Source organism: Rathayibacter sp. AY1F4, assembly GCF_002931775.1.
Lineage (GTDB): Bacteria > Actinomycetota > Actinomycetes > Actinomycetales > Microbacteriaceae > Rathayibacter.
This window is the reverse complement of sequence record NZ_PSVE01000004.1, coordinates 57130-78251: the sequence shown is the minus strand read 5'-3', so window position 1 is coordinate 78251 and position 21122 is coordinate 57130. Positions and strand designations below refer to the sequence as shown.

Genomic DNA, 21122 nt, shown 5'->3' with positions numbered 1-21122 from the left:
GATCAGACCGTCGCCGAGGTCAGGAAGCGGTCGTAGCCCTCGTCCTCGAGCCGGGTGGCGAGCTCCTTGCCGCCCTGCTCGGCGACGCGGCCGGCGACGAAGACGTGGACGAAGTCGGGCTGGATGTAGCGGAGGATCCGCGTGTAGTGCGTGATCAGCAGCACGCCGAGACCGGTGCTCTGGTGGGCGCGGTTGACTCCCTCCGACACGATCTTGAGCGCGTCGACGTCGAGGCCGGAGTCGGTCTCGTCGAGGACGGCGAACTGCGGGGCGAGGAGCTCGAGCTGGAGGATCTCGTTGCGCTTCTTCTCGCCGCCCGAGAAGCCCTCGTTGACGTTGCGCGCCGCGAAGGACGGGTCCATGCGGAGGTTCGCCATCGCCGACTTGACGTCCTTCGTCCACGTGCGGATGGCGGGCGCCTCGCCGGCGATCGCGGTCTTGGCGGTGCGGAGGAAGTTGGTGTTGGTCACACCGGGGATCTCGACCGGGTACTGCATGGCGAGGAAGAGGCCCGCGCGGGCGCGCTCGTCGACGGACATGTCGAGGACCTCGACGCCGTCGAGGGTGATCGAGCCGCCGTCGACGTGGTACTTGGGGTGTCCCGCGATCGTGTACGCGAGGGTGGACTTGCCGGACCCGTTGGGGCCCATGATCGCGTGGATCTCACCCTGGTTGATGGTGAGATCGACACCGCGGAGGATCTGCTTGGTCCCCTGCTCGGTCTCGACACTGACGTGGAGATCGCTGATCTGGAGAACGGACATTCAGACTTCCTTCGTGACGGTCGGGTCGATGTAGACGTCGCCGTCGATGATCTCGACGACGAAGACGGGGACCGGCTCGTAGGCCGGGAGGTTCAGCGGGGTGCCGGTGCGGAGGGAGAACTGGGAGCCGTGCGCCCAGCACTCGAGACTGTCGCCCTCGACGAAGCCCTCGGAGAGCGAGATCTCGCCGTGGGTGCAGGTGTCGCCGATGGCGTGGATCTCGCCGGCGGAGTCCTGCACGACCGCGATCGCGACTCCGTCGACCTCGACCCGCATGGCCTGGTTGGGGATCAGCTCGGAGACCGAGCAGATCATCGCGGCGTTGCTCATGCGGTGACCGCCGCTCCGCGGGAGGAGCCGGTCTGGCCGGCGCTGCCGGCGAGCTCCGCCTCTATCGCGAGCTGCAGGCGGTCCTCGAGCTCGGCGACCTTGATCTGCTGCACGATCTCGCTGAGGAACCCGCGCACGACCAGGCGTCGCGCCTCGTCCTCGCGGATGCCGCGGGACTGCAGGTAGAAGAGCTGCTCGTCGTCGAAGCGGCCGGTGGCCGAGGCGTGCCCCGCTCCGGCGATGTCACCGGTCTCGATCTCGAGGTTCGGGATGGAGTCGGCGCGCGTGCCGTCCGAGAGGACGAGGTTGCGGTTCTGCTCGTAGCTGTCGGTGCCGGTGGCGCTGTTGCGGATCAGGACGTCGCCGATCCAGACGGTGCGCGCGCCCTCGCCCTGCAGCGCGCCCTTGTAGGTCACGCGGCTGCGGGTGTCGGGGGCGTCGTGGTCGACGTACACCTGCTGCTCGAGGTGCTGACCGCCGTCGGCGAAGTACAGGCCGAAGAGCTCGCCGTCCGCTCCGCGCTCGACGAGGTGCGCCGAGGGGTTCACCCGGACGATGGAGCCGCCGAGGGTGACCACGATGTGCTTCACCTTCGCGTCGCGTCCGACACGCACGAGGTGGTTGGCCAGGTGCCGGGCGTCGTCCGCCCACTCCTGCACGGTGACGACGGTGAGCTGCGCGCCCTCGCCGACGAGGACCTCCACGTTCTCCGCGAGGGAGGCCTCCCCCTCGTTCTGCAGCACGACGACGGCGCGGGCGTAGGGCGCCGCCTCGATGATCGTGTGCGCGGCGCGGGGTGCGGAGCCGAGGCCCGAGCGGACGAGGGTGGCGACCTTCTCGTCCTCTCCCGTCACGCGGACGGCGAGGGCCTTCTCGAAGCTCGACCAGGCGTTCGCGGCGGCGCGGTCCTCGGGGAGGCCGGCGGTGCCGATCCGCTGGTCGTCGCGGCCGACCCACGAGACGTCGACACCGTCCACCGCCGTGTGCTCGACCGGGGCGGGCGAGCCGTCGAGCACGCCGTCGATGAGATCGCCCAGGCGGGCGACGGGCGTCAGCTTCCAGGCGATCTCGCGGCCGGTGACGGCCTCGAAGGCCTCGACGTCGGCCGACGCGAAGCGCTCGGAGCGCGTCTGCACGGGCGTGAACGCCCCGTCGGAGTGGGCGCTGATGCCCAGGCGCTCAGCGGCGGCCGCGCCGTCGATCTCGGGGGTCGCGGCGCTCGTGGGGACCGTCATCTGGCGGTGGTTCCTTTCGATGGGTGCGGGGCGCCCCGTCCGGGCGCCCCTTCGAGGGGGGAGGCGGGCGTCAACCGACGCTGCCCTCCATCCCCATCTCGATGAGCTTGTTCAGCTCGAGGGCGTACTCCATGGGCAGCTCGCGCGCGATCGGCTCGATGAAGCCGCGGACGATCATGGCCATGGCCTCGTCCTCCGGCAGGCCGCGCGACATCAGGTAGAAGAGCTGCTCCTCGCTGACCTTCGACACCGTCGCCTCGTGGCCGAGCTGCACGTCGTCGACGCGGATGTCGATCGCCGGGTAGGTGTCGGAGCGCGAGATGGTGTCGACCAGGAGGGCGTCGCAGCGCACGGTGTTCGCCGAGTGGTGCGCGTTCGCGTCCACTCGGACCTCGCCGCGGTATCCGGCGCGACCGCCGCCGCGGGCGATCGACTTCGAGACGATCGACGACTGCGTGTACGGCGCCATGTGGACCATCTTCGCGCCGGCGTCCTGGTGCTGGCCGGGGCCCGCGAACGCGACGGAGAGGGTCTCGCCCTTGGCGTGCTCGCCGACCAGGAAGATCGACGGGTACTTCATCGTGACCTTGGAGCCGATGTTGCCGTCGATCCACTCCATCGTCGCGCCCTCGTGCGCGATCGCGCGCTTGGTGACGAGGTTGTAGACGTTGTTCGACCAGTTCTGGATCGTCGTGTAGCGCACGCGGGCGTTCTTCTTCACGATGATCTCGACCACGGCCGAGTGCAGCGAGTCCGACTTGTAGATCGGAGCCGTGCAGCCCTCGATGTAGTGGACGTAGCTGTCCTCGTCCGCAATGATCAGGGTCCGCTCGAACTGGCCCATGTTCTCGGTGTTGATCCGGAAGTAGGCCTGCAGCGGGATGTCGACGTGGACGCCCTTGGGGACGTACACGAAGGAGCCGCCGGACCAGACCGCGGTGTTCAGCGCCGCGAACTTGTTGTCGCCCGCGGGGATGACGGTGCCGAAGTACTCCTCGAAGATCTCGGGGTGCTCGCGCAGCGCCGTGTCGGTGTCCATGAAGATGACGCCCTGCTCCTCCAGGTCCTCGCGGATCTGGTGGTAGACGACCTCGGACTCGTACTGGGCGGCGACGCCGCCGACGAGGCGCTGGCGCTCCGCCTCCGGGATGCCGAGCTTCTCGTACGTGTTCTTGATGTCGTCCGGGAGGTCGTCCCAGGTCTGCGCCTGCTTCTCGGTGGAGCGGACGAAGTACTTGATGTTGTCGAAGTCGATGTCCGACAGGTCGGCGCCCCACGTCGGCATGGGCTTGCGCTCGAAGAGCTTCAGGGCCTTCATGCGGCGGTCGCGCATCCAGGCGGGCTCGTTCTTGAGCGCGGAGATGTCGGAGACGACCTCGGGCGAGATGCCGCGTCGTGCGGAGGCTCCGGCGGAGTCCGAGTCGGACCAGCCGAACTCGTAGACGCCCAGGCTCTCGAGCTCGGGGCGGTCGATCAGGATGTCTGACATGTGTACCTCGTTTCCTACCCACTGCTAACCGGTCGGGTCCCGGAGTCATTCCCCCGGGGGTGGCCCGCGGGTTCTCTCCGGCCGGTCGCGCGATCGATCTGATGCGCGGAGCAGGTGATGTGCGTCCCTGGATTCCGGAGGTGTGCGTCGGCGCTCCATCGGGCCGTGTGCGGATCACGTGCGCAGGGTGCGTCGAACCGTGACCAGCTTCTCATTCTACCGGCGTCCGCCGTTCAGCGGAACCTCCGCACCTGGGTGTCGGCCGGGCGCCGGTGGCTCACCTCCAGACGCGCATGGCCATACCGGTGTCGGTGGTCCGTGATTCGGTTCCGCCATGACCAGCGACGCATCGACCCCGATCCCCGCCCGACTCGTGACCGCACTGGTGGGCGCCGGCCTGCCGGCCGGACCCGCACGGGCGTTCGGCCCCCTCGCCCGCGCGATCGCGGCCGACCTCCCGCTGCGGGCGCTCCCCCGCGTGCTCCTGCGCCTCCGGCGGCACCTGCTCTCCGCCGAGCCGGAGCCCGCGGTCAGGCGGCGGGCTGGAGCTCCTGGGCGGCGTCCCGGCGCTGGGCGCGCACGGTGAACATCCTCGGGTTCACGTCGAGCAGCACGCGGACCGCGCCGACCCAGATGAGCGCCGAGCCGAGGAGGTGCACCGCGACGAGCGTCTCGGGCAGCGCGGTGAGCGACTGCGCGACCCCGACCAGCGCCTGCAGCACGACGACCACGAGGAAGGCGATCACGCGCCGCCGGGCGAGCTCCGAGCCCGCCGCCCGCGACAGGCGCAGGAGCAGCGCGGCGCCCACGACGAGCACCGCTGTGCCGAGCACGCCGTGCACGACGGTCACGCTCTCCCAGTGGAACTGCATGCGGGGCACCTCCGCGGAGTCGCCGGCGTGCGGGCCGGTCCCCGTCACGAGGGTCCCCACGAGGATCACGAGGAGCGTCAGGCCGACGAGCCCGATGCTGAGCGCCCGCGTCGCGCGGTCGGGCTCGAAGGCCACGGACTGCGAGCGGTGGGCGCGGTGCCACGTCAGCGCGGTGGTGGTGAGGAGGGCGATGGCGAGAACGAAGTGCCCGGCCACGATGTACGGGTTGAGGCCCGAGTGCACGGTCGCGCCGCCCGCGAGGGCGTTCGCGACGACGAGCCAGAACTGCGACCAGGCGAGCCGGGTCATGGTGCGGTCGCGCGGCTTCTGCAGGCGCGCGGCCGTGATGGCCCAGCCCACCGCGACCACGAGGACACCGGTGAACGCGCGGTTCGTGAACTCGATGAAGCCGTGGATCCCGAGCTCGGGGGTCGAGGTGAGCGAGCCCGGCTCGCACGCCGGCCAGGTGGGGCAGCCGAGGCCCGAGCCGGTCAGCCGGACGACGCCGCCGAAGAAGATGATCAGGATGCTCGCGACGAGCGCCGCGGTGGTCCCCCAGCGCAGTGCGCGCGGACCCAGGGTCACCCGCTCGGCGAGCAGGGAGAACGGCGTCACCATCAGAAGGGCAGCAGCGGGTCGATGCCGACGGCGAGGAAGAGCAGGGTGAGGTATCCGATGGACCCGTGGAACACCCGCATCGGCGAGACGTGCTCGTGACGAATGGCGAGGCTGTAGAGGCGGTGCGTCTCGGCGATGAACCAGACTCCGCTGCCGAGCGCGACCACCGTGTACAGCACCCCCATGCCGGCGACGGGGATCAACAGGAGCGAGCAGGCGACGGTGGCCCAGGCGTAGAGGATGACCTGGAGCCCGACGATCGTGCGTCCGCGCACGACGGCCAGCATCGGCACGCCGGCGGCCTGATAGTCGTCCCGGTACTTCATCGACAGCGGCCAGTAGTGCGGCGGCGTCCAGAGGAAGATGACGGAGAAGAGGATGACGGGGGCCCAGTCGAGCGAGCCGGTGACCGCCGCCCAGCCGATCAGCACCGGCATGCAGCCCGCGATGCCGCCCCACACGATGTTCTGCGGCGTCCGGCGCTTGAGGAAGAGCGTGTAGAACACGACGTAGATCAGGATCGCGGCGAGCGAGAGCCCCGCGGAGAGCCAGTTGGCCGTGAGGCCGAGCCAGACGATCGACAGGACGCCGATCGTGGTCGCGAAGACGAGCGCGGACCGGTCCGAGATCTCCCCGGTCACGAGCGGCCGGTTCTTCGTCCGGTTCATGATCCGGTCGATGTCGCGGTCGAAGTAGCAGTTGAACGCGCCCGCGGACCCGGCGCTCAGGGCGCCGCCGATCAGGACGTTGAGGACCAGCAGCAGGTTCGGGATCCCGCCCTGCGCCAGGATCATCGTCGGAGCGGTCACCACGAGGAGCAGCTCGATCACGCGCGGCTTCGTCAGAGCGACGAAGGCCTTCACCTTGCGCGAGAGGGTCGTCGGCGACGCCCCGTCCCGCTCGACGGCGGTGGTCTCCACGACTGCGTCCATTGCTCCTCTAACGATTCGATGATCCCGAACGAGTGTAATGCGCCCGTCCGGGAGCCGGGCCCGGCGTGCACGCTTGTCCAATCGGACGCAGACATATGCGACCACGCAACCCCCGGTCGGCGGCGCACCCCCCTCCGTATACTCGGGACTGCTCGCCAGAGCGCCCGGCACGCACCCGAGCCCGCCCGACGATCGTCGGCACGGGGCCGAGAGGGCCGTCGCCGGAGCATCGTGTCGAAGTCGTCATGCGGCGTGCTCCACCATGCGAGAGGGCGGACGGTCCCCGTCTGCCCCACGTCTCGAGAAGGGTCAGTACCAAGTGTCAGAACTGCAATGGGAATCCATTGACGAGAAGGCAGTCGACACGGCGAGGGTTCTCGCCGCGGATGCGGTCGAGAAGGTCGGCAACGGCCATCCCGGAACCGCCATGAGCCTCGCGCCCGCCGCCTACCTCCTGTTCCAGAAGGTCATGCGCCGCGATCCGTCCGACGCGACCTGGATCGGCCGCGACCGGTTCATCCTGTCGGTCGGCCACTCCTCGCTGACGCAGTACGTCCAGTTCTACCTGGGCGGCTACGGACTCGAGCTCGACGACCTCAAGGCGCTGCGCACCTGGGGCTCGAAGACTCCGGGCCACCCGGAGTACGGCCACACCGACGGCGTCGAGATCACCACCGGGCCGCTCGGCCAGGGCCTCGCCTCCGCCGTGGGCTTCGCCTACGCCTCGCGCTTCGAGCGCGACCTGTTCGACCCGGAGGCCGCCGCGGGCACCTCCCCGTTCGACCACTTCGTCTACGTGATCGCCGGCGACGGCGACCTGCAGGAGGGCGTCACCAGCGAGGCCTCCTCGCTGGCCGGCCACCAGAAGCTCGGCAACCTGGTCGTCATCTACGACTCCAACCAGATCTCGATCGAGGACGACACCAACATCGCCTTCACCGAGGACGTCAAGGCGCGCTACGAGGCCTACGACTGGCAGGTCCAGGTCGTCGACTGGAAGAAAACCGGCGAGTACCACGAGGACGTCGCCGAGCTGCACGCCGCGATCGAGGCCGCGAAGGACGAGACCGACAAGCCGTCGCTCATCATCCTGCGCACCATCATCGGCTGGCCGTCGCCGAAGAAGCAGAACACCGGCAAGATCCACGGCTCCGCCCTGGGCGCCGACGAGCTCCGCGGACTCAAGGAGGTGCTCGGCTTCGACCCCGAGAAGACCTTCGACGTCGCCGACGAGGTCATCGAGCACACCCGCAAGGCCGTCGAGCGCGGCCAGGCCCAGCACGCCGAGTGGGACGAGCAGCTCGCCGCCTGGGCGTCCGCGAACCCGGAGAAGAAGGAGCTGCTCGACCGGGTCCTCTCGGGCGAGCTGCCCGAGGGCGTCCAGGAGGCGCTCCCCGTCTTCGAGCCCGGCAAGGACGTCTCGACCCGCGCCGCGTCCGGCAAGGTCATCAACGCCCTCGCCGGCGTGATCCCCGAGCTGTGGGGCGGCTCCGCCGACCTCGCCGAGTCGAACAACACGACGATCGAGGGAGCCGGCTCCTTCGTCCCGACGGAGTTCTCGACCCACGAGTGGACCGGGAAGAAGGGCGGCCGCGTGCTGCACTTCGGCATCCGCGAGCACGCCATGGGCGCGATCCTCAACGGGATCGTCCTGCACGGCAACACCCGCCCCTTCGGCGGCACCTTCCTGATCTTCTCCGACTACATGCGCCCGGCGGTCCGTCTCGCCGCGCTCATGAAGGCGCCGGCCATCTACGTCTGGACCCACGACTCCGTGGCGCTCGGCGAGGACGGCCCGACGCATCAGCCGGTCGAGCAGCTGTCGACCCTCCGCGCGATCCCGGGCCTGGACATCGTCCGCCCCGGTGACGCGAACGAGGTCGCCTACGCCTGGAAGACCATCCTCGAGCGCCGCGAGGGCCCCGCCGGCCTCGCGCTCACCCGTCAGAACATCCCGGTGTTCGAGCGCGGCGAGGGCGACGCGGAGGGCGACACCTTCGCCTCCGCCGCGAACGTCGCCCGTGGTGCCTACATCCTGGCCGAGGCGCCGGGCGGCACCCCGGACGTGATCTTCATCGCGACCGGCTCCGAGGTCCAGATCGCCGTCGAGGCGCGCGAGGCCCTGAGGAGCGAGGGCGTCAACGCCCGCGTCGTCTCGGCTCCGTCCCTCGAGTGGTTCGAGGAGCAGGACGCCGAGTACCGCGAGAAGGTCCTGCCCTCCTCGGTGAAGGCGCGCGTCTCGATCGAGGCCGGCCTGAGCCTGGGCTGGCAGAAGTACGTCGGCGACGCCGGCCGCTCCGTCTCGATCGAGCACTTCGGCGCCTCGGCCGACTACAAGACCCTGTTCCGCGAGTTCGGGATCACCACCGAGGCGGCACTGTCCGCCGCCAAGGAGTCGCTCGCAGCCTCCTGACCCGAAGGCCGCGTCCACCACGGACGCGGCCTTCGCCGTCGGAGCAGCGGCTCCCCCTCACACCACGCACCACCTACGCAGAAGAAGAAGAGACATGACCGAGAACACCCCCACCGCAGAGCTCTCCGCCGCCGGCGTCAGCATCTGGCTCGACGACCTCTCCCGCTCGCGCATCTCCACCGGAGGGCTGCAGAAGCTCATCGAGGAGAAGAACGTCGTCGGAGTCACCACGAACCCCACGATCTTCGCCGCGGCCCTGACCAACGGCGAGTCCTACGACGCCCAGGTGCGCGAGCTCGCCTCCGCCGGCACCTCGGTGACCGACGCCGTCTTCGAGATCACCACCGACGACGTGGCCGCGGCGTCCGACATCTTCCGCCCGATCTACGACGCGACGAACGGCTACGACGGCCGCGTGTCGATCGAGGTCGAGCCCGGCCTGGCGCACGACGCCCAGGGCACCATCGAGCAGGCCAAGGCCCTCTGGGCCAAGGTCGACCGCCCCAACGCGATGATCAAGATCCCCGCGACCGTCGAGGGCCTCGAGGCCATCACGGAGGTCATCGGCTCCGGCATCTCGGTGAACGTCACCCTGATCTTCTCGCTCGCCCGCTACCGCGCCGTCATCAACGCGTACCTGGCCGGCCTCGAGAAGGCCAAGGACGCCGGCATCGACCTGTCGACCATCCACTCCGTCGCCTCGTTCTTCGTCTCGCGCGTCGACACCGAGATCGACAAGCGCCTCGAGGCGGTCGGCACCGACGAGGCCCGCGCCCTCAAGAGCAAGTCCGGCGTCGCCAACGCGCAGCTGGCCTACGAGGTCTTCGTCGAGGCGTTCGCCACCGAGCGCGCGCTGCTGCTCCAGGAGTCCGGCGCCAACCGCCAGCGCCCCCTCTGGGCCTCGACCGGCGTCAAGTCGACCGACCTCCCCGACACCCTCTACGTGACCGAGCTCGTCGCGGCCGGCGTGGTCAACACGATGCCCGAGAAGACCCTCGAGGCGACCTTCGACCACGGCGTCATCACCGGCGACACCGTCACCGGCTCGTACGCCGACGCGAACGCCGTCCTCGACGCCGTCGCGGCGCAGGGCGTCTCGTACGCCGACGTCACCGAGCTGCTCGAGAAGGAGGGCGTGGAGAAGTTCATCGTCTCCTGGAACGAGCTCCTCGACACCGTCACCGCGGCGCTCGAGGGCGCGAAGGCGCAGGCCTGATCATGGCCATCCAGATCCACGTCAGCGGAGACGCCGAGAAGGCCGTCGACCGCGTCGTCCCGGAGCTCGTCGCCGACGAGGTCGCGTCCGGCATCACCGCCCAGGTCCCCACCCTGTGGGGCGCCGCGGCGGAGGAGGAGGCGGCCAAGCGCCTCGGGTGGACCGAGTCGACCACCGTCTCCCGCCCCCTGATCCCCCAGATCCTCGCCCTGCGCGAGGAGTTCCAGGCCAAGGGCGTCGACCACATCGTCCTCGGCGGCATGGGCGGCTCCTCGCTCGCGCCCGAGGTCATCACCCGCACCGCCGGCGTCGAGCTCACCGTGCTCGACTCGACGGCGCCCGGTCAGGTGCTCGCCGCCCTGAACGACCGGCTCGCGTCGACCGCGGTCGTCATCTCCTCGAAGTCCGGTTCGACCGTCGAGACCGCGAGCCAGAAGAAGGCCTACGAGAAGGCGTTCACGGAGGCGGGCATCGATCCGCTCGACCGCATCGTCATCGTGACCGACCCGGGCTCGCCCCTGGACACCTCCTCCCGCGAGGCCGGCTACCGCGTGTTCAACGCCGACCCGAACATCGGCGGGCGCTTCTCGGCGCTCTCCGCGTTCGGCCTCGTGCCGTCCGGGCTCGCCGGAGCCGACATCGAGGCCCTCCTCGACGAGGCGGCCGAGGCCTCCCTCGGGCTCGCCGTGGACTCTCCCGAGAACCCGGGCCTGATCCTCGGAGCGGCGATCGCCGCGACCAGCCCGCGCCGCGACAAGCTCGCGATCGTCGCCGACGGGACCGACATCGTCGGCTTCGCCGACTGGGCGGAGCAGCTCATCGCCGAGTCCACCGGCAAGGACGGCACGGGCATCCTCCCCGTCGTCCTCGGCACGCTGGCCCCCGAGCTCTCGGAGGACCTGCCCGACGTGCAGGTCGTCCGCCTGGTCGAGGACGCTACGGCGCTGCACCTGTTCCCGCGCGACCGCCATGAGGGCGAGATCCTCCTCTCCGGCTCGCTCGGCGCTCAGATGCTGACGTGGGAGTACGCCGTCGCCGTCGCGGGTCGCCTCCTGGGCATCAACCCGTTCGACCAGCCCGACGTCGAGTCGGCGAAGGTCGCGACCCGGGCCCTGCTCGAGAAGCGCCCCGAGCCCGAGGCGCCCGCGTTCACCGACGCGGGCATCGAGGTCACCGGCAGCAGCAGCGTCACCGAGGGCGTCTCGACCGTCGCCGCCGCTGTCGACCGCCTCCTCGCCCAGCTGGGCGACGGCGGCTACGTCTCGATCCAGGCGTACGTCGACCGCCTCGCGCTCCCGCAGCTCGAGGGCGTGCGCGACCTCCTCGCGGCGCAGGCCCAGCGCCCCGTCACCTTCGGGTGGGGCCCGCGCTTCCTGCACTCGACCGGGCAGTACCACAAGGGCGGGGCGCCGACCGGCGTGTTCCTCCAGATCACCGAGCGCTCCGACGTGGACCTCGAGATCCCGGACAGCCCGTTCACCTTCGGCCAGCTCATCCTGGCCCAGGCCGCCGGTGACGCGAGCGTGCTCGCCGAGCACGGCCGGCCGGTGCTGACCCTCACGCTGACCGACCCCGAGGCCGACCTCGAGGCGCTCTTCGAGGCCCTCAACACCTGATCCGACGGGCACGCCGCCGCTGCGCTCTCGAGCGCGCGGCGGCGTGCCCGCGGTCGTCCCGCGACCACTTCCCGGGGCAGCAGCCGGGCCCGCCCGCTCCTCCCCCTCCCTCACCGATAGCAGTGCGCCGGTCCCACCGGCACACAGAAGGACACTGCACATGTCTGTGGACATCACCCCCGAGTTCAACCCGCTGAGGTTGAGCTTCGACCGCCGGTTGAACCGGATCGCCGGGCCCAGCGGCCTCGTCATCTTCGGCGTGACCGGCGACCTCTCCCGCAAGAAGCTCATGCCCGCGGTCTACGATCTCGCCAACCGCGGCCTCCTGCCTCCCGGCTTCGCCCTCGTCGGGTTCGCCCGGCGCGACTGGGACGACCAGGACTTCGAGCAGGTCGTCCACGACTCCGTGAAGAAGCACGCCCGCACCGAGTTCCACGAGGAGGTCTGGGCGCAGCTCGCGCAGGGCATCCGGTTCGTGCAGGGCGAGTTCGACGACCCCGAGGCGTTCGCCCGCCTGAAGACGACCGTCGACGACCTCGACCGCGAGCGCGGCACGAACGGCAACTTCGCCTTCTACCTCTCGATCCCCCCGAAGTCCTTCCCGCAGGTCACCGAGCAGCTGCGCAGCTCCGGCCTCGCCGAGCAGAAGGACGGCCAGTGGCGCCGCGTCGTCATCGAGAAGCCGTTCGGCAGCGACCTGAAGACGGCCCGCGAGCTGAACGACGTCGTCGAGTCGGTCTTCCCGCCCGACTCCGTCTTCCGGATCGACCACTACCTCGGCAAGGAGACGGTCCAGAACATCCTGGCCCTCCGCTTCGCCAACATGATGTACGAGCCGCTCTGGAACTCGAACTACGTCGACCACGTGCAGATCACCATGGCCGAGGACATCGGCGTGGGCGGGCGCGCGGGCTACTACGACGGCATCGGAGCGGCGCGCGACGTCATCCAGAACCACCTGCTGCAGTTGCTCGCCCTGACCGCCATGGAGGAGCCGATCTCGTTCGACGCGGCCGACCTCCGTGCGGAGAAGGAGAAGGTCCTCGCGGCCGTCCGCCTCCCCGCCGACCTCTCCACGTCTACTGCCCGCGGACAGTACGCCGGCGGCTGGCAGGGCGGCGAGAAGGTGCTCGGCTTCCTCGAGGAGGACGGCATGAGCCCCACCTCGACCACCGAGACCTACGCCGCCATGCGCCTGGACATCGGCACCCGACGCTGGGCCGGCGTGCCGTTCTACCTGCGGGCCGGCAAGCGCCTCGGCCGCCGCGTCACCGAGATCGCGGTCGTGTTCAAGCGGGCACCGAAGCAGCTCTTCGCCGAGAGCCAGACCACGTCGCTGGGCCAGAACGCGCTCGTCATCCGGGTCCAGCCCGACGAGGGCGTCACCATGCGCTTCGGCTCGAAGGTGCCCGGCGCCGGCATGCAGGTGCGCGACGTGACGATGGACTTCGGCTACGGCCACGCGTTCACCGAAGCGAGTCCCGAGGCCTACGAGCGCCTCATCCTCGACGTCCTCCTGGGCGAGCCGCCGCTCTTCCCACGGCACGAGGAGGTCGAGCTGTCCTGGAAGATCCTCGACCCGATCGAGGAGTTCTGGGCCACGCAGGGCCAGCCCGAGCAGTACCGCCCCGGAACCTGGGGCCCCGATTCCGCCGACGAGCTCCTCGCCCGCGACGGCCGCACCTGGAGGCGTCCATGATCGTCGATCTGCCCGACACCACGACGAGCGAGGTCTCGAAGACCCTCGTCAAGATCCGCGAGGAGGGCGGCGCCGTCGCCCTCGGCCGCGTCCTCACCCTCATCATCGCGACCTCGCGGGGTCACGAGGAGGAGGCCATCGAGGCCGCGAACGACGCGTCCCGCGAGCACCCGATGCGCGTCATCGTGGTCTCGAAGGACGACGGCACCACCACGGTCCCGGTCGACGCGACGGCGCGCGTCGACGCGCAGATCCGGGTCGGAGGCGACGCCGGCGCGAGCGAGGTCGTCGTGCTCCGTCCCTACGGGGACGCGGCCGAGGACGAGGAGAGCCTGGTCACGGGCCTGCTCCTCCCCGACGCCCCCGTCGTGGCCTGGTGGCCGAACAGCGCTCCGGACAACGCCTCGGCGTCCCCGATCGGCCGGATCGCCACCCGGCGGATCACCGACGCGTCGGCCCAGTCGAACCCGGCGGAGGCGCTGCACCACCTCGCCTCCACCTACGCCCCCGGCGACACCGACTTCGCCTGGACCCGCCTCACCCTCTGGCGCGCGCAGCTCGCCGCCGTGCTCGACCAGCCGCCCTACGAGCCGATCACGGCCGTCGAGGTCTCGGGCGCGCCCGACTCCCCCTCGACGATCCTGCTCGCCGCCTGGCTGCAGCTCGAGCTCGACATCCCCGTCGACCACGAGCTCACGATCAGCGCCACCGGGTCCAGCGGGATCCACGGCGTGCGGCTCATCCGCGACTCCGGAGTGATCGAGCTCGAGCGCTCGGTGCCCAACGTCGCGACGCTCACGCAGCCCGATCAGCCGGTCCACGACATCTCGCTCCCCCGCCGCAGCCTTCGGGACTGCCTGGCGGAGGAGCTGCGCCGGCTCGACCCGGATGACCTGTACGGTGAAGTGATCTCGCGCGGGGTCGACATGCTCACTGAGAAGGCCGAGGCCCGCAGCGCCTCCTGAGGCGTGGGCGCCCGTCCAGGGCGCCCACGCCTCAGAGCTTCCCGACACGGAGCCGAACCCCGCCGATCGGCACCCGAACCCGAAGGAGTCCCCTGAGATGACCACCGAACGCCGCGTGCTGGTCCACCGCGACAAGCAGACCCTCGCCGGCTCGGTCGCCGCCCGGTTCCTCACCAAGACGATCGACGTCCTCGACGACCTGGGTTCGGCGAACGTCGTGCTCACCGGAGGGACGATGGGAGCCGCCACGCTCAAGGAGATCGGCTCCTCCTCCGCCGCTGGCAACGTGGACTGGTCGCGCGTGCACTTCTGGTGGGGCGACGAGCGCTGGGTGCCCCGCGGCCACGAGGACCGCAACGACGTCCAGGCGGGGGACCTCTTCAGCGTCCTCGACGTGCCGGCGGCGAACGTGCACTCCTACCCGGCCTCGGACGAGGGTCTGGACCTCGACGGCGCCGCCGCTGCCTACGACGCGGTACTGCGCGAGCACGCCTCCGAGGGGCGCGACTACCCGCGCTTCGACATCACCTTCCTCGGTGTCGGGCCGGACGGGCACATCGCGTCGCTGTTCCCCGAGCGCTCCGCGATCCGCTCCACGACTCCCGGCGTCCTCGCCGTCCGCAACTCGCCGAAGCCGCCGCCGGAGCGCCTCACCCTCACCCTGCCGCTGATCAACCAGTCGGACCGCATCTGGATGGTGCTCGCCGGCGCCGACAAGGCCTCGGCCCTGGGCCTCGCGCTCGCGGGTGCCAGCACGAACGAGGTGCCCGCGTCGGGCGCGTTCGGTCGCAAGCGCACGGTGTTCTTCGTCGACCAGGAGGCTGCGGCCGAGGTCCCCGAGTCGCTCATCGCTCCGAGCTACTGAGCCCGGTCCGGAAACGACGGAAGGCCCGTCCCCCGAGGGGGGGCGGGCCTTCCGTCGTTCGTCGTCCGGTGAGGATCAGGACGGGGTCGCGGTGCCTCGTCGGGCGCGCAGCTGCTGCAGCGCCTCCTCGAGGAGCTGAGCCGCCTCGGCCTCGGTGCGGCGCTCCTTCACGTAGGCGAGGTGCGTCTTGTAGGGCTCGGTCTTCGCGACCTGGGGCGGGTTCGCCCGGTCGCGGCCCGCGGGGAGACCGGACTGCGGGGAGTCGATCACCTCGGGGATCTCGTCCTCGGGGAGGGCCGCCGAGAAGTGGCGCACCGTCTCGTTGCCGAGAGCGTCCCAGTAGGAGACCGCGACGCGCTCCGCGTGGAAACCCCGGTCCTGCTCGCCCATGGGTCCTGCGCCGACGCGCGAACCGCGGATTGCACTGCCGCCTGATGCCATTGCGAGTACCCCTATGCTCCGGTGGTGAACTTGGTGATGAGTCCGAGCACCACGATGCAGGCCAGCCACACGACGCCCAGGATCACGGTGATGCGGTTGAGGTTGCGCTCGGCGACGCCCGACGCGCCGAGGTTGGAGGTGACTCCGCCCCCGAACATGTCGGACAGACCGCCGCCGCGCCCCTTGTGGAGCAGGATCAGCATGGTGAGCAGGAGGCTCGTGATGCCCAGGATGACCTGGAGCACGACCTGGAGGATGTCCACGCGGTACCTTTCGAAGTTCTGGCGCGTTGCGCGCCCCGACGAGTATAACGGCGCCTGCGAATCCGCGAGGAATGCGTCGTCCCGTGTTCGGGGCGATGTATACGAGAGTCCGTCGAGGGGCGGAGCGGGTGGCTCGTCGTGGTGCCCTCGACAACCTCTCCAGTCGCCGGACCGCGAGCCTGTGATCCACGTACTTTCGGATCGATCGAGCCGAACGCGCCACGCTCTCGGAGGGCACCCCGCGACGAGCCGACGGCACCGGACCGGCCGACGCGTGATGCCGGTGTGGGATCTCCGAGGCGAAAGCGAGGCGAACCGGCGATCCGCGTCCCGGCGGATCGCCGCAGCCGGACGCACCCCGCTCTCGGAACCGCGCCCCGTCGCGAAGCCGACCGCGCCACGCCGCGCGGGGAGCGGCGTGGACGACGAAAGGGCGGGCCCGATGGGCCCGCCCTCTCGTCGCAGCAACTCAGACCCCGACGTGGTTCCGGAATCGTGCGATCGCCGCGAACTCGTCGACCTGGAGGCTGGCGCCTCCGACGAGTGCTCCGTCGACGTCGGGCTCGCGCATGAAGCCCGCGATGTTGCCGGACTTCACGGAGCCGCCGTAGAGGATGCGGGTCTTCGCGGCGGTGTCGGCGCCGAGGACGTCGGCGACGACTCCGCGGAGCGCCTTGCAGACCTGCTGGGCCTGCTCGGGCGTCGCGGCCTGTCCGGAGCCGATGGCCCAGACCGGCTCGTAGGCGACGACGAGGTCGGCGTCCGCGGGGAGGCCGGTGAGGGCCTCCTTCAGCTGGGCGACCGGCACGGCCGACGGGCCGTGCTTCTCGAGGTCCTCCGCGGTCTCGCCGACGCAGATGATCGGAGCGACGCCGTGCTGGAGGGCCGCAGCCGACTTGGCGGCGATATCCGCGTCCGTCTCGCCGTGGAGCGTGCGACGCTCCGAGTGGCCGACGATCACATAGTCGCAGTCGAGCTGCTTCAGGAACTGGCCCGAGATCTCACCGGTGTAGGCGCCGCTGTCGAACTTCGAGACGTCCTGCGCGCCGTACTTGAGCGGCAGCTTGTCCGAGTCGACGAGGATCTGCACGGGCCGGAGGTCCGTGAAGGGCGGGAACACCGCGACCTCGACGCCGTCGAAGTCATGATCGGCGTCCTTGAGGCTCCACGCCAGCTTCTGCACGAAGGCGATGGCCTGGAGGTGGTCCAGGTTCATCTTCCAGTTGCCGGCGATGAGCGGGGTGCGGGCGGCGGTGTCTACCATCCGAGGACCTCCAGTCCGGGGAGGCGCTTGCCCTCGAGGAATTCGAGGCTCGCTCCGCCTCCCGTCGAGATGTGGCCGAACTGGTCGTCGCGGAACCCGAGGGCGCGGACGGCCGCGGCGGAGTCGCCTCCGCCGACGACGCTGAGACCGTCGACCTCGGTGAGCGCTTGCGCGACGGTCTTGGTGCCCGCCGCGAACGGCTCGAGCTCGAAGACGCCCATGGGGCCGTTCCAGAACACCGTCTTGGACGCCGCGATGATCTCGGCGAAGTGCGCGGCGGTGTCCGGTCCGATGTCCAGGCCGAGGCCCTTCTCACCGAAGGGCGTGCCCTCGATCGCGTCGGCCGAGGCGACCTGGTGCTCGGCGTCGGGGCCGAACTCCGACGCCACGACGACGTCCGTCGGCAGGACGATCTCCACACCCAGCTCCTTCGCCTTCGCGAGGTAGCCGAGCACGGTGTCGACCTGGTCGGCCTCCAGCAGGCTGGCGCCGACCTCGTGGCCCTGGGCCTTGAGGAAGGTGAAGAGCATTCCGCCGCCGATGAGGATCGAGTCGACCTTCGGCAGCAGGTGCTCGATCACGCCGAGCTTGTCCGAGACCTTCGAGCCGCCGAGGACGACCGCGTAGGGGCGCTCGGGCTTCTCGGTGAGCCGCTCCAGCACCTCGAGCTCGGCCGCGATCAGCGTGCCGGCCGCGCTGGGAAGAAGCTCGGCGAGCTCATAGACGCTCGCCTGCTTGCGGTGCACGACGCCGAACCCGTCGGAGACGAAGGCGTCGCCGTAGGCGGCCAGCTTCTCGGCGAAGGTGCGGCGCTCGGCCTCGTCCTTGCTCGTCTCGCCGGCGTTGAACCGGAGGTTCTCGAGGACGACGACCTGGCCGTCCTCGAGGGCGTCGACGGCGGCCGAGGCCGCCTCCCCGACGGTGTCCTCAGCGAAGGCCACCGGAGCGTCGAGCAGCTCGCCGAGGCGGGCGGCGACGGGAGCGAGGCTGTACTTCGCCTCGGGCTTCCCCTCGGGGCGCCCGAGGTGGCTTACGACCACGACTCGGGCGCCCTCGGAGACCAGACGCTGGAGCGTGGGCACCGACGCGCGCACGCGGCCGTCGTCCGTGATCGTTCCGTCCTTCAGGGGGACGTTCAGATCGCAGCGGACGACGACGCGCTTGCCTGCGAGGGAGCCCAGTGAGTCCAGAGTGCGGAGCGTCACTGCGCGCAGCCCTTAGAGCTTGCCGGCGACGAACTCGGTGACGTCGACGAGGCGGTTGGAGTAGCCCCACTCGTTGTCGTACCAGGAGGCGACCTTGACCTGGCTGCCGATGACCTTCGTGAGGCCCGCGTCGAAGATCGACGAGTGCGGGTCGGTCACGATGTCGCTCGAGACGATCGGGTCCTCGGTGTACTTGAGGATGCCCTTGAGGTCTCCCTCGGAGGCGGCCTTGTACGCCGCGTTGATCTCCTCGACGGTGGCGGGCTTGGTCAGCTCGACGGTGAGGTCGGTGATCGAGCCGGTCGGGACCGGGACGCGGAGGGCGTAGCCGTCGAGCTTGCCGACGAGCTCCGGGATGACCAGGCCGAGCGCCTTGGCGGCACCGGTCGAGGTCGGGATGATGTTGACGGCGGCGGCGCGGGCGCGACGCAGGTCGCTGTGCGGGCCGTCCTGGAGGTTCTGGTCGGCGGTGTACGCGTGGACCGTGGTCATCAGGCCGCGCTCGATGCCGAAGTTGTCGAGCAGCACCTTGGCGAGCGGCGCGAGGCAGTTCGTGGTGCAGGACGCGTTCGAGATGATGTCGTGCGTCGCGGGGTCGTAGGTGTTCTCGTTCACGCCGAGGACCAGGGTCGCGACGTCGCTGCCGGTGGCGGGAGCGGAGACGATGACCTTCTTGGCACCCGCGGTGATGTGCTTGCGCGCGTCCTCCGACTTGGTGAAGCGGCCGGTCGACTCGATGACGACGTCGACTCCCAGCTCGCCCCAGGGGAGGTTCGCGGGGTCGCGCTCCTCGAGGACGATGATCGGCTTGCCGTTGACGACGATGCGGTCGCCGTCGAGCTCGACGGTCGCGTCGAGGCGGCCCGTGATGGAGTCGTACTTCAGGAGGTGCGCGAGGGCCTTGTTGTCGGTGAGGTCGTTGACCGCGACGATCTCGAGGTCGCTGCCCTTGGCGAGGGCTGCACGGAAGAAGTTACGGCCGATACGGCCGAAGCCGTTGATGCCGATCTTGACGGACACAGATATCTCCTGGTGAGGAAAGGCACCTCGACGGTGCAGTGGAGGGGTGGAAGCCGACGACAGGGCGTCCCGGACGCGGGGCCCGGGACGCCGAGATCGCTACGACAGTAGCAGCAGGCCCGAAGTCTTCTCGCGGGCCTTCTCGAAGCGCGCGGACACGTCGGCCCAGTTCACGATGTTCCAGAACGCCTTGACGTAGTCGGCCTTCACGTTGACGTAGTCGAGGTAGAAGGCGTGCTCCCACATGTCGAGGAGGAGGACCGGGACGGTCGCCGCGGCGAGGTTGCCCTGGTGGTCGTAGAGCTGCTCGATGATGAGCTTCTCGCCGAGCGAGTCCCAGGCGAGGATCGACCAGCCGGAGCCCTGGATGCCGAGGGCCGAGGCGGTGAAGTGGGCGCGGAACTTGTCGAACGACCCGAAGTTGTCGTCGATGGCCGCGGCGAGCTCGCCGACGGGCTTGTCGCCGCCGTCCGGCGAGAGGTTGTTCCAGAACACGGTGTGGTTCACGTGACCGGCGAGGTTGAAGGCGAGGTCCTTCTGGAGCTTGTTCACGTTCGCGAGGTTCTCGCTGTCGCGAGCCTCCTGCAGCGAGGCGAGGGCGGTGTTCGCCCCGGCCACGTACGTCGCGTGGTGCTTGTCGTGGTGGAGCTCCATGATCCGCCCACTGATGTTCGGCTCGAGGGCCGAGTAGTCGTAGGGCAGTTCGGCGAGCGTGTAGTCAGCCATGTGCGATCTCCTGTTCGTGGTCGTCGCTCCCGTGCGACCCGCCGGCGTCTCGGCGTCCTCCGCGAGGCGGAGGAGGAGGGCCGGGAGTGTCCTGAGCGACCCGATCAGTCTAGCGAGGGGGGCCCTCCGCGTTCGGAGGGCTTGCGTTGTTCGACCAGGAGACACTCAGCGTTCGCCGGGCGGGGCGCGCCGTGCGGCCGGGCCTACAGGTCCTGCAGCTCTGCCGGGAGGTTCGCGTCGGTGCCCGGGATGTCGAGGTCGGACGCGCGCTTGTCGGCCATCGCGAGGAGGCGGCGGATGCGGCCGGCGACGGCGTCCTTCGTCATCGGCGGATCGGCGTGGTGGCCGAGCTCGTCGAGGCTCGCGTCGCGGTGCGCGAGGCGCAGGCGCCCGGCGTAGCGGAGGTGCTCGGGGATGTCGTCGCCCAGGATCTCCATCGCGCGCTCGACGCGGGCACATGCCGCGACGGCGGCCTGGGCCGAGCGGCGGAGGTTCGCGTCGTCGAAGTTGACGAGGCGGTTCGCGGTCGCCCGCACCTCGCGGCGCTGGCGCAGCTCCTCCCAGCTCGCGACGGTCGCGGTCGCGCCCATCAGGGTGAGCATCGCGCTGATGCTCTCGCCGTCGCGGATGACGACCCGGTGGACGCCGCGCACCTCGCGGGACTTGGCCTGGACGCCCAGGCGTCCGGCGGCTCCGACGATCGCCATGGCCGCCTCGTTGCCGGGGCAGACGATCTCGAGCGCCGCGGAGCGGCCCGGGTCGGTCAGCGAGCCCTGGGCGAGGAAGGCGCCGCGCCACAGGGCGGCGAGCTCCTCGCGGGAGCCGGTCGTGAGGCGGTTGGGCAGGCCGCGGACGGGCCGGCCCCGCTGGTCGAGGAGGCCGGTCTGCCGGGCGAGCGTGTCCCCGCCCTCGACGACGCGCACCAGCCAGCTCGTGGTCCTCCGGGATCCCCCGGCCGAGACGATGCTGCCCTCGCTGCGGACGCCGTACAGCTCGGCGAGGTCACGGCGCACGCGGGTCGCGAGCGGGGCGGAGTCGAGCTCGACCTCGACCGCGAGGCGGTTGGAGATGATGTGCAGTCCTCCGGAGAAGCGGAGGATGGTCGCCAGTTCGGCGGCACGGACGGTGTTCTTGCGCGAGACGATCGCGACCAGTTCGCCCTTGACGTCTGCGGTGAGGGCCACGGAGT

Annotated in this window: 19 protein-coding genes; 6 read left to right on the top strand and 13 right to left on the bottom strand. The window is 70.3% G+C overall.

Translation table 11 applies throughout. The features are described 5' to 3' along the window. Positions 1–2 precede the first annotated feature (2 nt). The 6 genes from sufC to C5C59_RS03245 all read right to left on the bottom strand — a co-directional run bounded on the left by sufC (position 3) and on the right by C5C59_RS03245 (position 6240). Positions 3–764 carry a Fe-S cluster assembly ATPase SufC gene (gene sufC, locus C5C59_RS03270; RefSeq protein ID WP_104237482.1) on the bottom strand — a complete coding sequence of 254 codons (762 nt, stop codon included), beginning with the start codon at positions 762–764 and terminating at the stop codon, positions 3–5. After that, positions 765–1094, bottom strand: a complete 330-nt coding sequence (locus C5C59_RS03265) for a non-heme iron oxygenase ferredoxin subunit (RefSeq protein WP_077222834.1) — start codon at positions 1092–1094, stop codon at positions 765–767. It abuts the gene before it with no gap. After that, positions 1091–2329 (bottom strand): Fe-S cluster assembly protein SufD, encoded by a 1239-nt coding sequence (sufD, locus tag C5C59_RS03260; RefSeq protein ID WP_104237483.1) that lies wholly within the window; start codon positions 2327–2329, stop codon positions 1091–1093. The genes C5C59_RS03265 and sufD overlap by 4 nt, the downstream gene beginning before the upstream one ends. Positions 2330–2399: 70 nt before the next feature. Next, positions 2400–3818: a Fe-S cluster assembly protein SufB gene (sufB, locus tag C5C59_RS03255; protein WP_104221933.1), complete on the bottom strand. Its 1419-nt coding sequence runs from the start codon at positions 3816–3818 to the stop codon at positions 2400–2402. A 530-nt stretch (positions 3819–4348) separates the two neighbouring features. Further along, the gene (locus C5C59_RS03250; RefSeq protein WP_104237484.1) at positions 4349–5308 is read right to left on the bottom strand and encodes a heme A synthase; all 960 of its coding nucleotides are present in this window, start codon (positions 5306–5308) and stop codon (positions 4349–4351) included. After that, complete coding sequence (locus tag C5C59_RS03245) at positions 5308–6240, bottom strand: heme o synthase (protein ID WP_104232635.1); 933 nt, start codon at positions 6238–6240, stop codon at positions 5308–5310. The genes C5C59_RS03250 and C5C59_RS03245 overlap by 1 nt, the downstream gene beginning before the upstream one ends. Positions 6241–6559: 319 nt before the next feature. Between C5C59_RS03245 and tkt the strand changes: the two genes are divergently transcribed. The 6 genes from tkt to pgl all read left to right on the top strand — a co-directional run bounded on the left by tkt (position 6560) and on the right by pgl (position 15014). Next, positions 6560–8653, top strand: coding sequence for a transketolase (tkt, locus tag C5C59_RS03240; protein WP_104237485.1), 2094 nt, complete (start codon positions 6560–6562; stop codon positions 8651–8653). 94 nt (positions 8654–8747) lie between these two features. After that, positions 8748–9869: a transaldolase gene (tal, locus tag C5C59_RS03235; RefSeq protein WP_104221924.1), complete on the top strand. Its 1122-nt coding sequence runs from the start codon at positions 8748–8750 to the stop codon at positions 9867–9869. 2 nt (positions 9870–9871) lie between these two features. Beyond that, complete coding sequence (locus C5C59_RS03230) at positions 9872–11485, top strand: glucose-6-phosphate isomerase (protein ID WP_104221922.1); 1614 nt, start codon at positions 9872–9874, stop codon at positions 11483–11485. Between the two features lie 160 nt (positions 11486–11645). Beyond that, positions 11646–13184 (top strand): glucose-6-phosphate dehydrogenase, encoded by a 1539-nt coding sequence (zwf, locus tag C5C59_RS03225; RefSeq protein ID WP_104225293.1) that lies wholly within the window; start codon positions 11646–11648, stop codon positions 13182–13184. After that, positions 13181–14149 (top strand): glucose-6-phosphate dehydrogenase assembly protein OpcA, encoded by a 969-nt coding sequence (locus C5C59_RS03220; RefSeq protein ID WP_104232638.1) that lies wholly within the window; start codon positions 13181–13183, stop codon positions 14147–14149. The genes zwf and C5C59_RS03220 overlap by 4 nt, the downstream gene beginning before the upstream one ends. A gap of 97 nt (positions 14150–14246) precedes the next feature. Continuing rightward, a complete protein-coding gene (gene pgl, locus C5C59_RS03215) occupies positions 14247–15014 on the top strand; it encodes a 6-phosphogluconolactonase (RefSeq protein ID WP_104237486.1) in 768 nt (255 codons plus the stop codon). Positions 15015–15089: 75 nt separating this feature from the next. On the opposite strand, the gene C5C59_RS03210 is transcribed toward pgl, so the two are convergent. From C5C59_RS03210 to whiA, 7 genes are all read right to left on the bottom strand, one after another. Next, the gene (locus C5C59_RS03210) at positions 15090–15455 is read right to left on the bottom strand and encodes an RNA polymerase-binding protein RbpA (RefSeq protein WP_055791968.1); all 366 of its coding nucleotides are present in this window, start codon (positions 15453–15455) and stop codon (positions 15090–15092) included. 11 nt (positions 15456–15466) lie between these two features. Further along, entirely contained in the window at positions 15467–15718 is a 252-nt protein-coding gene (gene secG, locus C5C59_RS03205; protein ID WP_104221915.1) for a preprotein translocase subunit SecG, read from the bottom strand. Between the two features lie 469 nt (positions 15719–16187). Beyond that, positions 16188–16982, bottom strand: coding sequence for a triose-phosphate isomerase (tpiA, locus tag C5C59_RS03200; protein WP_104237487.1), 795 nt, complete (start codon positions 16980–16982; stop codon positions 16188–16190). After that, the gene (locus C5C59_RS03195) at positions 16976–18187 is read right to left on the bottom strand and encodes a phosphoglycerate kinase (RefSeq protein ID WP_104237488.1); all 1212 of its coding nucleotides are present in this window, start codon (positions 18185–18187) and stop codon (positions 16976–16978) included. Before C5C59_RS03195 ends, tpiA begins: the two co-directional genes overlap by 7 nt. A 12-nt stretch (positions 18188–18199) precedes the next feature. Then, the gene (gene gap / locus C5C59_RS03190) at positions 18200–19207 is read right to left on the bottom strand and encodes a type I glyceraldehyde-3-phosphate dehydrogenase (protein ID WP_104221909.1); all 1008 of its coding nucleotides are present in this window, start codon (positions 19205–19207) and stop codon (positions 18200–18202) included. 99 nt (positions 19208–19306) lie between these two features. Next, the gene (locus C5C59_RS03185; RefSeq protein WP_104221907.1) at positions 19307–19933 is read right to left on the bottom strand and encodes a superoxide dismutase; all 627 of its coding nucleotides are present in this window, start codon (positions 19931–19933) and stop codon (positions 19307–19309) included. Positions 19934–20136: 203 nt separating this feature from the next. Beyond that, positions 20137–21117 (bottom strand): DNA-binding protein WhiA, encoded by a 981-nt coding sequence (gene whiA, locus C5C59_RS03180; protein WP_104237489.1) that lies wholly within the window; start codon positions 21115–21117, stop codon positions 20137–20139. Between the last annotated feature and the right edge of the window lie 5 nt (positions 21118–21122).